This window comes from Clostridium sp. 16K-1-R1 (assembly GCF_023921145.1).
Taxonomy (GTDB): Bacteria; Bacillota; Clostridia; order Clostridiales; family Clostridiaceae; genus Sarcina; species Sarcina perfringens.
Genome location: NZ_CP046515.1, coordinates 2548940 through 2562090, shown reverse-complemented (window position 1 = coordinate 2562090; position 13151 = coordinate 2548940). Strand labels below are relative to the sequence as shown.

Below are 13151 nucleotides of genomic sequence, written 5' to 3'. Positions count from 1 at the left end.
ACTATAAATACATATTATATGATAGATAGTATTATAACATAATATTAAATATATTAAAATACTTTGATAGTGTCCAAAAGCCCATAGAATAAGAATTTTATATAAACATGTAGTGTTAAATTTATTCAATGTAAATATTTAAATTATAGACTTATTAGAATTTATATTCTATAATTAGATATGTAATGAAAATGTTATCTTAGGAGGAAGTATTATGGATAAACAACAATTAGCAAAAATGATAGACCACACTATATTAAAACCAGAAGCTGATAAGGCATCAATAGAAAAGCTTTGCAAAGAAGCTTTAGAATACAATTTTGCTTCAGTTTGCATAAACCCTACTAATGTAGAATTAGCAGCTAAACTTTTAAAAGGCAGCGAAGTAAAGGTTTGTACAGTAATAGGTTTCCCTTTAGGAGCAAACACTATGGAAGTTAAAGCTTTTGAAACTAAAGATGCAATAGCAAAAGGTGCAGACGAAGTTGATATGGTTATAAACATAGGAAGATTAAAAGATAAAGATTATGAATATGTAGAGAAAGATATAAAAGCTGTTGTAGATGCGGCTGATAAGAAAGCGCTTACAAAAGTTATAATAGAAACTTGTCTTTTAACTGAAGAAGAAAAAGTTAAAGCTTGTGAATTAGCTAAAAAAGCAGGAGCAGATTTCGTTAAAACATCAACTGGATTCTCAACAGGTGGAGCAACTCCAGAAGATATTAAATTAATGAGAGAAACTGTAGGACCAGAAATGGGAGTTAAAGCATCAGGTGGAGTAAGATCAATAGAAGATGCTGAAGCTGTAATCAAAAATGGTGCTACTAGAATAGGAGCATCAGCTTCAATAGCTATATGTGAAGGAAAAGTTTCAGATTCAACATATTAATATATAACTAAATTAAATAAGATATTTACTTAGTAAAGCCTATAGAAAAATTTCTATAGGCTTTTTTGTCGAAGAAAAAAATAAATAAAAAATAGAAAATGATGGCTAATTTTAAAGTTATAGAATATTAATATAATAAAGTACTTATAAAGAGGAGGTTACTCTATTAAAGCTAAGATTAGTTTTATGAGTGAATTTTTATGAGAAGAGAGTTAACTCCAAAAGAAGTAATTTATAATGAAGATTTTACTAGTGGGATAGGTGAGAAAGAATCCTATGGTAATGAGTATCAAGGGGTTTTTAAGAAAATTGATGAAGCATTAAGCATAAATAAAGAAGGATTTAATGTTTACCTAATTGATGAATTTTCAAAACAAAAGCTTAAAGACATAATGGTACATCTAGAAGATAAAATGAAAAGTAGAGGTAAGCCTAAGGATATATGTTATGTTACCTTAGAAGATATTAGGGTTCCTAAGGTTATATTTCTAGAAAATGGAATGGGAGAAAAGTTAGATGAAACTTTAGAATATCTAAAATCTTTTTATTATGATGAAATATATGCTTTTTATAATTCTTCAATAAATAAAGAAAAGGAAGAGATTATAAATGATATACAAAAAAAGAGAAATTATTATATAGGGGACTTAATAAAGAGTGCAAAGGAAGAAGGATTTGATTTAAAAGCAACTTCTTCAGGCTTTGCATTTATTCCTTTAGTAGATGGAGAAGCTATGACAGAAGAGGAGTTTGATGATCTAGAAGAGAATAGTAAAGGGGATATTTCTGTAAAGGCTGACAAGTTAAAAGAGGGAGCAGAAGGAGTTCTTGAAGAATTAAAAAATATAGAGTTAGATTCCATTGAAAAATTAAAGGGGATACTTAGAACCTATTTAGAAAATGAATCAGCAAGTGTTAAAGAAAAAATAAAGGATAATTTTAAAGATGAGAATGAAGCTTATAACTATCTTATAGATGTTTGTGAAAGTTTAGAAAACCTATTGATTGATAATTACACAATAAACTTTGATGATGATGAAGAAAAGATAAATGAGATTATTTCAAAGTATGTTTGTAATATCATAAAAAACAGCAAGGGGCAAGAGGCTCCTAAGGTTATTTTTGAAGAAGATCCAAGCTTAAATAATCTTTTAGGAACTATAGAGTATGAAAATCATAATGGTGTGTATTCAACTGATGTAAAACTTATAAAATCAGGTTCATTACTTGAAGCAAATGAAGGGTGCATAATACTTAGGTTAAGTTCTTTAGTTAATAATGCAAATAGCTATTATTATTTGAGAAGGGCGTTACTTCATGGAAAGATAAATTATGATTTTAATAGAGGATATTTAGAAGTGCTTTCATTAAATGGGTTAAATCCAGATCCAATACCTATTAAGGTAAATGTAATTTTAATAGGAGATTTTGAAAGTTATGATATTTTGTATAACCATGATGAAGACTTCAAGAAAATATTTAGGATTAGAGCTGAATTTTCAAACTTAATAGGAATAGATGAAAATAAAAAATCTTTGGTAGATCTTGTTGATAAAGTCATAATAGATAATGATTTAATAAAGATCTCTACTTCTGGAATCAATGCTATTGGAAAACAATTAGCAAGAAAAGCTGGAACAAGGAAGAAAATTCTTTGGGATATTGATGAAATAGAGAGAGTATTACTTCTTGGAAATGAAGAGGCAAAAAATAATAATAAGTCATTGATAGATAAGGATTCAATAGAAGCGGTTGTAAATCAATGCAGTGAAATTGAAAAAGATTATTTAGAAATGTATGAGGAAAAGAAGATAATTTTAGATATAGAAGATAGAATTATTGGAAGTGTAAATGGATTGTCTGTTATAGATTTTGGTTATATGAGCTTTGGAAAGCCTATGAGAATAACTTGTACTTGTTATAAAGGTAGCGGAAAAATTATGGATGCACAAAGAGAAAGCAATTTAAGTGGAAACATTCATAATAAATCTTTAAATATTCTAAGAGGCTTTTTAAGTAGCTTCTTTAATTCTTATGAAGCTTTACCTGTTGACTTTCAACTAAGTTTTGAGCAGCTTTATGGAAAAATAGAAGGAGATAGTGCTTCTGTGGCAGAAGTAATTGCTATGATTTCTTCTTTAAGTAAAATACCTGTAGATCAAAGCATTGCAGTAACAGGTTCATTAAATCAATTTGGACAGGTGCAACCAATAGGTGGAGTAAATGAAAAAATAGAAGGATTTTTCAATGTATGCAAAAAAATTGGCACTTATATTGGAAAAGCTGTTTTAATACCAGAAAGCAATAAAGATGAGCTTATATTAAATAGTGAAATAGAAGAGGCTGTGAGAAAGGGTGAATTTAAGATATATCTTATGAAAGATATAAATGAAGCTCTTAGTACATTGCTTCTAAATGACACTATGCCTCTTGAAGATATAGGAAATAAAATTAGTGAAGAAATTAAAAAATTTAAGGACAATTAATATCTTATTAAGCCTATAGAGTTTGTTTCTATAGGTTTAATTTATTTTAGTATTATTTGACATAAATAATTAAAATATGTTAAAATATGGAAAAGAAGCTGTGTGGGAGGTGTAACTCTATAAGAGTGATTGTATGTGGTTAGATTTTGAGAAAATAGGAAATGTTTTAGTTGTAAGTTTAATTGGAGAATTAGATCATCATAGTGCAGAAGAAGTAAGAGTAAAAATTGATGATAGGATTAGTAGAGAAAATATAAGAAAGCTTGTATTGGATTTTTCAGGTGTAACTTTTATGGATAGTTCAGGAATTGGTGTTATTATTGGAAGGTATAAAAAGATAAGTATGCGTTCAGGTGAAGTTAACATAATATCTGTAAGTAAAAGCATAAAAAGAGTTTTTGAGTTATCTGGAATATTTAAGATAATAAAGTATTACGAAAATTTGGATGAAGCTCTAAAAGTGGGTTAATGGAGGGTTAGATATGGATAATAAAATGAGATTAGAGTTTTTGGCTAAATCTGAAAATGAAGGATTTGCAAGGGTGAGTGTATCAGCTTTTATTGCTCAGTTAGATCCAACTATTGAAGAATTAACTGATATAAAGACTGCTGTTTCTGAGGCTGTAACAAATGCTATAATTCATGGGTATGAATGTGATGAGAGCAAAGTGGTTATTATTGAGGCTAGTATTTGTGAAGATGAAATAAGTATAACTGTAGAAGATAATGGTATAGGAATAGAAAATTTAGAAGAAGCAAGAGAACCCTTATATACATCTAAACCAGAATTAGAGAGATCAGGTATGGGATTTACTGTTATGGAAACATTCATGGATTCTTTAGAAGTTTATAGTGAAAAGGATAAGGGTACAAAAATAATAATGAAGAAAAAAATGAATACATAGGCAGGTGAATAAAGTCTATGGATATAAGTAGTATTGAGAAAGATAATTTTAATTATGACAAAAATACAACTCTCATAGTCATGGCTAAAGAAGGAAATAAGGAGGCAATGAATAAGCTTATAGAAGTTAATACTCCTTTAGTTTCTTCAATATGCAAGAGATTTACAAATAGAGGGTATGACTATGAGGATATATTTCAGATTGGGTCAATGGGATTAGTTAAAGCTATAAACAACTTTAATGATAGTTTTAATGTTAAATTTTCAACTTATGCTGTGCCTATGATTATAGGTGAAATAAAGAGATTCTTAAGGGATGATGGAATAATAAAAGTAAGTAGAAGCACTAAGACTTTAGCTAAAAAGCTTCATTACAATAAGGAAGAACTAATAAAAAAATTAAATAGGGATCCTACTGTAGATGAATTAGCTGAATACTCTGGTGTTGATAAGGAAGAGGTAATAGTAGCCTTAGAATCAGCAAGCAGTATGCAATATCTATATGACACTATACACCATGATGAAGGAACACCGGTTCTCTTAATAGATAAACTTAGTGAGAAGGGTGAAGATGATGACATGGTTAATAAAATAGCTTTAAGAGAGGCTATTAGTTCATTAGATTCAAAGGGTAAGCAAATCATAATGCTTAGGTATTTCAAGGATAAAACTCAAATTCAAGTTGCAAAAATGCTTGGTATAAGTCAAGTTCAAGTTTCTAGAATAGAGAAAAAGGTACTAAAAATTATGAAAGAAAAATTAGAAGAGGATTGATTATAAATGAAATGTTTTAGGAGCATTATTTTATGTGAAAGTAATCATATAAAATAATGCTCATTTTTTTGTATAGATTAAAAATAAGAACAAATAATATAAGTATATTTTAATAGAAAAGGGTGATTAATATAGCTATGTATGAAAATGACAAAAAAATAAGGACTAAGTTTGATCAACTTGAACAACAAATAAGACCAAAACCAAAGCTTCTTAGAAATTGTATAATGGCATTTATAGTAGGTGGATTAATTTGTGTAATAGGACAATTTGTGAGAAATACTTTTTTATACTATGGCTTCACAGAAGAACAAGTTAGTAGTTTAACACCTATGACTATGGTTTTTTTAGGGGCTCTTTTAACAGGTCTTGGAATATATGATAGAATAGCTGCTAAGGCTGGAGCAGGTACTATAGTTCCTATTACTGGTTTTTCAAATGCCATGGTGTCACCTGCCATAGAATTTAAAAAAGAAGGATTTGTAATGGGAGTAGGTGCTAAAATGTTTACTATTGCAGGTCCTGTTTTAGTTTATGGTACAGGAACCTCTGTAATAGTTGGACTAATATATTACTTATTACTTAGATTTGGAATTGTGGGGTGATAAGAATGAGTAATGATACAAAAAGAGTAGGATCTCAAACAATAGAATTAAAAAGTAAACCTAGAATAATAGCTACATATAGTGTGGTTGGTCCTAGAGAAGGTCAGGGGCCTTTAAAAGAATATTTTGATAAAATATTGCAAGATGACTGTAATGGATGTGAAAGCTTTGAAAAGGCTGAAAGTAGTTTAATGATAACTGCTATAGAGGGAGTAATTAAAAAGGGTAATGTAAAAGAAGAGGACGTAGATTATCTTTTTAGTGGTGATTTATTAAATCAGTTAACGTCAACAAACTTTGTTGCTAGAGAATTTAAGATTCCTTTTTTTGGAGTGTATGGAGCTTGTTCTACTATGGCTGAATCATTAAGTTTATCATCAATGATTATGGATGGTGATTTTGCAAAGTATGCAATTGCTTCTACATCCTCTCACTTTAGTTCAGCAGAAAGACAATTTAGATTTCCTTTAGAATATGGATGTCAAAGAAAAGAATATTCACAGTGGACTGTAACTGGTTCTGGAGCTATACTTTTAGGAAAGTCAGGAGATTATCCTTATGTTACCCATGTAACCACAGGAATTGTTAAGGACTATGGAATTAAGGATGCAGATAATATGGGAGCTGCTATGGCACCAGCTGCTGTAGATACCATATATAAGCATTTTGTTGATACAGGAAGAAAACCTGAAGATTATGATGTAATAGCAACTGGAGACTTAGGTTCTGTAGGAAAGAAATTAACAGAGGAATTATTAAAAGAGTATGGATATGATATTAGTAAGGTTTATATAGATTGTGGAGAAAAGATATTTGATAATGAAAAACAAGGAACTTTTGCAGGAGGAAGTGGATGTGGATGCTCAGCCGTTGTAGCCTGTGGATATTTATATAGAATGTTAAAAGAGAAAAAGTTAAAAAGAGTTTTATTGGTTTCCACAGGAGCTTTATTAAGTTCTACATCTGCCTTACAAGGAGAAAGCATACCAGGAATAGCTCATGCTGTAGCTATAGAATATATTTAAAATAAGTTAGCTATTTTGTGTGAATATTTTGTTATAGAAATTTAATAATGAGGAGATGAGAATTTTGCAAGATTACATAAATGCTTTTTTAGTAGGTGGTGCAATCTGTGTAATAGGACAGATATTAATAGATAAGACTAAACTAACACCAGCTAAAGTATTAGTTGCCTTTGTTTCAATAGGAACAATATTAGGAGCTTTAGGAATATATGAAAAGCTAGTTCAAATAGGTGGAGCAGGAGCCACAGTTCCATTACCTGGTTTTGGGTATGCCTTAGCTAAGGCAACTATAAAAGAAGTAAATGAACAAGGATTAATGGGAGCATTTACTGGTGGATTAAAGGGTGCAGCAGGTGGAATAACTGCGGCTATTTTCTTTGGTTACTTAATGGCATTAATATTTAATCCAAAAACTAAATAAATGATTATAATTTCTATAAAAGGTCAATAATTTTTTCAAAGGAGAGATTCTATGAAAAAGTTTGAGAAAGTTATTGTAAATAGATCTTTAGGATTAATTTGTATTTTTACTATTTTAGGAATTATAACATACTATTTTGGTAGTTTTAACTTAATAGGTACAGCTTTTTTAGTTGTACCTTTAATTTTGTTTAGCTATCTTTTATTAGATATAGAAAATTTTAATATAGGCATAATATTTTTCCTTATAGTTATTTTAAGTTGCACCATTTATTATGAGCCAAAATTTCAACAAGAAGGGGTTCAAGAAATAAGGATAATAGAAGTTACAGATAAAGTTATACTAGGGAAGATAGATGGAAGAATAGTTGAAGTAAGAAACCAAAGTGGAAGTGAACTTGAATATGGAGAAAAAATATATGGAGTTTGTAAATTTAAGAGAAATATTAATTTAGATAGAGGTCATGTTGGACAGGTTTTCTTAAAAAAAGTATTAAAAAGAGAAAATGACTTAATATATAAAATAAAAAATATACCAAAGAAGTATTATGAAAACTTAAGTGAAAACTTTTCATCCTCTGAAAGTGCACTTTTAAATGCTATCCTATGGGGAGATAAAGAAAATTTAACCTATAATCAAAAGGACTTTTTATCAGACTTAGGAGTAATTCATTTAATATGTATATCAGGGTTTCATATAGCCTTACTTTTTTCAATAATTTATAAAAAGTTTTCTTTTAAGATAGCTTTAAGTATATGTACTATTTATGTAATTTTAGTTGGGGCATCTAGTTCAGCATTAAGAGCTTTAATTATGATAACTTTATTAAAGTCTTCTAAAAGGCTATTTAAGACCTATGACCCATTAAGTTCTATATCCTTAGGAGCAGTAATACTACTTATTTATAAACCTTATAACCTTTTTAGCATGGGATTTTTATTATCCTTTGGTGGAACCTTAGGCATAATTTTATTCTATAAAAAATTATTAGAGGGATTTTATATGTTACCACCAAAGTTAAATGAATACTTAAGCTTAGGACTGTCTGCACAAGCTTTTATATATCCTATTTTGGTAATTGCTTTTGGAAAATTTTCTATTAACTTTTTAATATCAACCTTTTTAGTAACTCCAATAATAGTAATATTATTACAGATACTATTAATTTCTATTTTAATTGGTGGAAATTTAATTGGAGTTATAGTATTTTTAATAAATATAATATTCATGGTATTTAGGGGGATTTTAGTATTTTTAGATAAGGTGGTATGGGTTACCCCTTATTTATCCCCAGTATTTGCAATTGCTTATATGACTATGTTTTTATGGATTTACATGAGTCTTAAAGGATTTAAAAAGTTTAAAATAGGAGTTTATTTAGTCATACCTGTTTTGCTTTTAAATTTATATGTATTTGGAGCTAAAATTAGAGTTGTTGAAGATAAATGGAATAAGGCTATAGTTATAGAATCTGGATTTAAGAAAGTTGCCTTAGTAAATAATAATAGTGATTATTTTAAAAAATCCATAATGAAAAAGGAATATGTTAATGAGGTTATTCATTTGAAAAAAGAGTCTCAATTTGAACTGACAAAAAGATATTCAATATCCATAGAAGATAATTTTAATACCATAACTTTAATGCCAGAGAATAGTGATTATGATATAATTGATTTGATTCAAAAGAAAAGTGCGTATATACTTTAACTTATGTAAATAAGTAGCTGGGATTTGAAAGGTTGATATTTTAATGATAGATTTAGACGGTTTATATGAAAATTTGAAAAAAGGAAAGATAGAAAAAAGTTATATATTAGTTGGATTAGATGAGCTTTTAATTAAAGAAGGTATAGAAAATATAATTGATAATGTATTAGATGAAGGATTTAAGGATTTAAACCTAATTAGATTAGATGGGAATAACCTTAATTTTGATGATTTCATGAATGCTTGTGAAACATTGCCTTTTATGAGTGATAAAAAAGTAGTAGTTTTAAATAGAACTAATATATTTAGGGATAAACAAGATAAAGAAACTGAAAAATTATATAAGCAATGTGTAGAATATTTTCAAAATACACCAGAACATTGTGTTTTAATAGCATATACAACTTTAAAGGATAAAAGGGATAGAGTTAATAGATTAAGCAAACTAAAAAAGCTTGAGAAGAGCAGTTGTATAGTTTCTGTTGAAAAGTTAAAAGGGGCAAAACTGCAACAAAAGGTAGGAAGAATCTTTCAAAGATATAATAAAAACATAGGAAAAATAGAATTAAAGTACTTTTGTGACTCAGTAGAAAATAACTTTGATGTTATAGAAAGAGAAGTTGATAAAATAGTAAACTATGTAGGGGAGAGAGAAATAACTAGAAAAGACATAGATTTACTACTTCCTCCTAGGTATGAGGACGACATATTTGATTTAGTTGAGCTTATTTCAATTAAAAGAGCAAAGCAAGCCATAGACTTAATGGATGAATTAATAGGCAGAGGACAAGATCCTATATTTATACTAAGTCAAATCAGAGAGCAATTTCAAAAGTTACACAGGGTTAAAATAAGACTTTCTGAAAAGTATAGAATTGATGAAATAAAGAAAGATTTTTTAGAAGCTAGCAGGGTAAATTTACCTGACTTTGTAATAGAAAAATTTATTAATCAGAGTAAGAAGTTTTCTAATAAACAGCTTAATAAATGTATTAATCTATGTCTATATACAGAAAAGAAACTTAAGAGTAATTCAAACTTAAATAAAAAAACAGAGTTAGAACTTATGATTGTAAGTACTGTAATATAAAAAATCCAGATTAGATAATTCTAATCTGGATTTTTTACTTAAAGAAATACTTCTAATAAAAGAAAATGGTGTTAGAAATTCTAACACCCATATAATTAAGCCATAGCGTTTAACTTAGCAGCTAATCTTGATTTCTTTCTAGCAGCCATGTTTTTATGAACTACTCCTTTAGAAGCAGACATATCTAAAGCTCTAGCAGCTTCAACGTATAAAGTTGCAGCTTCTGCTTTGTTATTAGCTTCAACAGCTACTTCAAACTTCTTTATAGCAGTTTTAAGAGCTGACTTAATCATCTTATTTCTTAAAGTTTTCTTTTCAGTAACTTTTATTCTTTTCTTTGCTGATTTAATATTTGCCATTCTAGTTCACCCCCTTCAACTTTTATAGCGTATCTGCAGTTTTGGGGAATCTGCGTACGAGTTCATTATTAACAAAGGTAATTATAACATCATAAATATATAAGTTCAAGTCTTTTTTCGTGTTTATCGACATAATTATCATTTTTAAGGAGATTATATATAATATATCAATTTAAATTAAAAAGAGGTGGAAAAATGTACAATGTAAGAACTGATTTAGCTGTTGAAAGTAGAGAGATTTATAAACATAGATATAATAGGGAAATTGATGGGGTAGTTTTTGAAGAAAAGACTGTGGAAGAAGATATTAAAGTTACAAATGTTGACATATTAAATGAGGAAGGTGCTAAAGCTATGGGAAAACCTATAGGCAGATATGTTACCATAGATATCCCTGAGTACACTCATTATGATGGTGGCATTATGGATGAGGTTTCTCATGTGGTAGCAGCCTCCTTAGAAGAACTTATTAATTTACCAGAGGAGAGAACGGCTTTAGTAGTTGGGCTTGGAAACTGGAATGTTACACCTGACGCCATAGGACCTAAGGTTGTAGGAAAATTAATGGTAACAAGACATTTAAAGAAGGTTATGCCAGACATAATAGATGATTCAGTAAGGCCAGTTTGCGCTATAGCTCCTGGAGTTTTAGGTATAACAGGAATTGAAACTGGAGAGATAATAAAATCATTAGTTGAAAAGATAAATCCAGATTTAGTAGTTTGTATTGATGCCTTAGCTTCAAGAAAACTAGAAAGAGTGGCAAGAACTATTCAAATAAGTAATACTGGAATATCACCAGGGGCTGGAGTTGGAAATCATAGAATGCAAATAAATGAAGAAAGCTTAGGTATCCCTGTTATTGCCTTAGGAGTACCAACTGTTGTGGATGCAGCTACTATTGCAAATGATGCCATGGATTTAGTTTTAGATGAAATGATAAATCAAGCAGATGCTGGCAAAGAATTTTATAATATATTAAATAACATAGACAAGAATGAAAAGGGAATGATGATAAAGAGCCTTTTAGACCCTTATGTAGGAGACTTAATGGTTACTCCAAAGGAAATAGACGATATAATAGAATCAGTTTCAAAAATAATAGCAAATGGAATCAATATAGCCCTTCAACCTAATATGGTATTAGAGGATATAAATAAATTTTTAAACTAAGACTGAGTTTAAAATTAAAAGTTTTATTAAGATATTTTTTAGAATTATGAGTGAATTTGAAGAAGAATAAATTAAATATTTACCTAAAGAGAGTAACATAATATTTAACTTAACCTCATATAAATGAAAATATGAGGGAGGGGATAATGTGAGAGGTATTAATAAAAGAGAGATACCCATAGGAGTGATTGTTCTTTTATCTTTACTTATAATATTTATGTTTAGATTTATGAAGATTGCAGCAAGTAAAGACATGAGAGAAAATTTATCATATATACAACTTTTAAATGCAGGAATGCCTGTTGCAAAGGGAACATATTACGATGAGAATGCTTATTTAGAAAGTAATATTACATTAAAAAGTTTAGCCTTAGAAACTTTAAATATAAAGCCTCTAGATCCGATAGAGTTAGTAATGAATGAAGTGCCTTACTTTGGTGCAGTAAATAAAATAGCTTCAATTGATAAAGTTAATTATGTTTCTGCTGAAAAAGTATCTTCATTTGATTTAAATAAAGATAGTATAGATATAGTTTCTGAGGAAGAATCTAAGGAAAGTGCAGAATTAGAAGCTAGTAAAAATAGTGAAGTTTATGATCCAAGTTTAAAAAAGGAACTAGATCAGTCTAAGCCAGAGGTGCTTATTTATCATACTCATAATTCAGAGGGGTATACTGAGGAGAGAACTTCAAACAATGAAGAACATAACGTAGTTGGAGTAGGAACTTTAGTTGCAAAAGAACTTGAAGAAAACTATGGTATATCAGTTATTCATGATAAAACAAATCACTCAGCTTCATATGAGCAATCTTACAATAAATCTAGAGAGACAGTTAAAAAATATATTAATGAATATGATGATTTTAAGATGGTAATAGATATTCATAGAGATTCTGTTGGAGAGCATAACAAAAAGAATTTAACTGCTAATATAAATGGAGAAAGTTTAGCTAAGATTATGTTTGTTACAACTAAGAATAGCCAATATTTTAATGATGCTGAATCCTTGGCCTATAGATTTATTAATAAAGCCAATGAGCTTTTTCCTGATATTTTAAGAAGACAGGAAACCTTTAAGTATGATAGGGGAAAAAATGCGTTTAACCAACAATATAATAAGAATTCAATGCTTATTGAAGTTGGTGCAGAAGTAAATACTTCTAAAGAGGCTCAAGCTACAGCAAAGTATATAGCTAGATTAATAGCAGAAGAATTAAACAGAAAAAGTGAATAAAATAAAAGAATTTTGAACATCCTTATAGATAGTAATCTATGGGGGTGTTTTATTTTGAAAAAATTTATGACTATTCTAACTCTTGGCATAATAGTTTTTTCTATAATTTCTTGGGGGCTTATAGGTGTTAATATAGAAAATACAGAGGCATTTAATAATCAAAATTATGAATTAAGCGAAAAAGTTGATTATGATAGAATAAAAGAAGAAACAGGTATGGATTTAACTATATTTAGTGAAGACAATAGTCCTGTAAAAATATATGAAAATAAAGACGAGGTTTATTTAGTTTTTAAAGAACATACTTTAAACTTAAGTAAAGGCTTATTTGGTAACATACTAATTGGTACCTTTAACCTAGTAAATAAATTAATAAATGATATTAATCAATTTATAGGAAACTATATAATAATGTAAAGTAAAGTATATTGACAGTTTAATGGCACATTGTGATATAATGTAACTTGACTTATTCTACAATGTG

Annotated in this window: 14 protein-coding genes; 13 read left to right on the top strand and 1 reads right to left on the bottom strand. The window is 28.8% G+C overall.

The window, feature by feature from the left end; all coding sequences use genetic code 11:
* Window positions 1–214 precede the first annotated feature (214 nt).
* From deoC to holA, 10 genes are all read left to right on the top strand, one after another.
* Window positions 215–889, top strand: coding sequence for a deoxyribose-phosphate aldolase (deoC, locus tag GOM42_RS11375; RefSeq protein WP_003470931.1), 675 nt, complete (start codon window positions 215–217; stop codon window positions 887–889).
* A 200-nt stretch (window positions 890–1089) separates the two neighbouring features.
* Window positions 1090–3375, top strand: a complete 2286-nt coding sequence (locus tag GOM42_RS11370; protein ID WP_061415876.1) for an AAA family ATPase — start codon at window positions 1090–1092, stop codon at window positions 3373–3375.
* A 133-nt stretch (window positions 3376–3508) separates the two neighbouring features.
* Window positions 3509–3844 (top strand): anti-sigma F factor antagonist, encoded by a 336-nt coding sequence (gene spoIIAA, locus GOM42_RS11365; RefSeq protein ID WP_003451156.1) that lies wholly within the window; start codon window positions 3509–3511, stop codon window positions 3842–3844.
* A gap of 13 nt (window positions 3845–3857) precedes the next feature.
* Window positions 3858–4280, top strand: a complete 423-nt coding sequence (gene spoIIAB, locus GOM42_RS11360) for an anti-sigma F factor (protein ID WP_003451402.1) — start codon at window positions 3858–3860, stop codon at window positions 4278–4280.
* 17 nt (window positions 4281–4297) lie between these two features.
* The gene (sigF, locus tag GOM42_RS11355) at window positions 4298–5053 is read left to right on the top strand and encodes an RNA polymerase sporulation sigma factor SigF (RefSeq protein ID WP_003454713.1); all 756 of its coding nucleotides are present in this window, start codon (window positions 4298–4300) and stop codon (window positions 5051–5053) included.
* A 137-nt stretch (window positions 5054–5190) separates the two neighbouring features.
* Entirely contained in the window at window positions 5191–5658 is a 468-nt protein-coding gene (gene spoVAC, locus GOM42_RS11350; RefSeq protein ID WP_003454910.1) for a stage V sporulation protein AC, read from the top strand.
* A 5-nt stretch (window positions 5659–5663) separates the two neighbouring features.
* Window positions 5664–6683, top strand: coding sequence for a stage V sporulation protein AD (spoVAD, locus tag GOM42_RS11345; RefSeq protein WP_110034829.1), 1020 nt, complete (start codon window positions 5664–5666; stop codon window positions 6681–6683).
* A gap of 55 nt (window positions 6684–6738) precedes the next feature.
* Window positions 6739–7104, top strand: a complete 366-nt coding sequence (gene spoVAE, locus GOM42_RS11340) for a stage V sporulation protein AE (protein WP_011010735.1) — start codon at window positions 6739–6741, stop codon at window positions 7102–7104.
* A gap of 51 nt (window positions 7105–7155) precedes the next feature.
* Complete coding sequence (locus tag GOM42_RS11335; RefSeq protein WP_003455178.1) at window positions 7156–8811, top strand: ComEC/Rec2 family competence protein; 1656 nt, start codon at window positions 7156–7158, stop codon at window positions 8809–8811.
* A 43-nt stretch (window positions 8812–8854) separates the two neighbouring features.
* Complete coding sequence (gene holA, locus GOM42_RS11330) at window positions 8855–9901, top strand: DNA polymerase III subunit delta (protein ID WP_003454914.1); 1047 nt, start codon at window positions 8855–8857, stop codon at window positions 9899–9901.
* Between the two features lie 95 nt (window positions 9902–9996).
* On the opposite strand, the gene rpsT is transcribed toward holA, so the two are convergent.
* Window positions 9997–10260 (bottom strand): 30S ribosomal protein S20, encoded by a 264-nt coding sequence (gene rpsT, locus GOM42_RS11325; RefSeq protein WP_003451389.1) that lies wholly within the window; start codon window positions 10258–10260, stop codon window positions 9997–9999.
* A gap of 195 nt (window positions 10261–10455) precedes the next feature.
* Between rpsT and gpr the strand changes: the two genes are divergently transcribed.
* The 3 genes from gpr to GOM42_RS11310 all read left to right on the top strand — a co-directional run bounded on the left by gpr (window position 10456) and on the right by GOM42_RS11310 (window position 13084).
* Complete coding sequence (gene gpr, locus GOM42_RS11320; RefSeq protein ID WP_003455049.1) at window positions 10456–11433, top strand: GPR endopeptidase; 978 nt, start codon at window positions 10456–10458, stop codon at window positions 11431–11433.
* Window positions 11434–11581: 148 nt separating this feature from the next.
* Window positions 11582–12667, top strand: coding sequence for a stage II sporulation protein P (locus GOM42_RS11315; protein WP_004457777.1), 1086 nt, complete (start codon window positions 11582–11584; stop codon window positions 12665–12667).
* A gap of 54 nt (window positions 12668–12721) precedes the next feature.
* On the top strand, window positions 12722–13084 hold the full coding sequence (locus GOM42_RS11310) for a hypothetical protein (protein ID WP_011591032.1): 363 nt from the start codon (window positions 12722–12724) through the stop codon (window positions 13082–13084).
* Window positions 13085–13151: the final 67 nt, after the last annotated feature.

Excerpts from the sequence above, each read along its gene's own strand:
- deoC (WP_003470931.1), top strand. The coding sequence starts at position 215 with ATGGATAAACAACAATTAGCAAAAATGATAGACCACACTATATTAAAA.
- GOM42_RS11370 (WP_061415876.1), top strand. The coding sequence starts at position 1,090 with ATGAGAAGAGAGTTAACTCCAAAAGAAGTAATTTATAATGAAGATTTT.
- spoIIAA (WP_003451156.1), top strand. The coding sequence starts at position 3,509 with ATGTGGTTAGATTTTGAGAAAATAGGAAATGTTTTAGTTGTAAGTTTA.
- spoIIAB (WP_003451402.1), top strand. The coding sequence starts at position 3,858 with ATGGATAATAAAATGAGATTAGAGTTTTTGGCTAAATCTGAAAATGAA.
- sigF (WP_003454713.1), top strand. The coding sequence starts at position 4,298 with ATGGATATAAGTAGTATTGAGAAAGATAATTTTAATTATGACAAAAAT.
- spoVAC (WP_003454910.1), top strand. The coding sequence starts at position 5,191 with ATGTATGAAAATGACAAAAAAATAAGGACTAAGTTTGATCAACTTGAA.
- spoVAD (WP_110034829.1), top strand. The coding sequence starts at position 5,664 with ATGAGTAATGATACAAAAAGAGTAGGATCTCAAACAATAGAATTAAAA.
- spoVAE (WP_011010735.1), top strand. The coding sequence starts at position 6,739 with ATGAGAATTTTGCAAGATTACATAAATGCTTTTTTAGTAGGTGGTGCA.
- GOM42_RS11335 (WP_003455178.1), top strand. The coding sequence starts at position 7,156 with ATGAAAAAGTTTGAGAAAGTTATTGTAAATAGATCTTTAGGATTAATT.
- holA (WP_003454914.1), top strand. The coding sequence starts at position 8,855 with ATGATAGATTTAGACGGTTTATATGAAAATTTGAAAAAAGGAAAGATA.
- rpsT (WP_003451389.1), bottom strand. The coding sequence starts at position 10,260 with ATGGCAAATATTAAATCAGCAAAGAAAAGAATAAAAGTTACTGAAAAG.
- gpr (WP_003455049.1), top strand. The coding sequence starts at position 10,456 with ATGTACAATGTAAGAACTGATTTAGCTGTTGAAAGTAGAGAGATTTAT.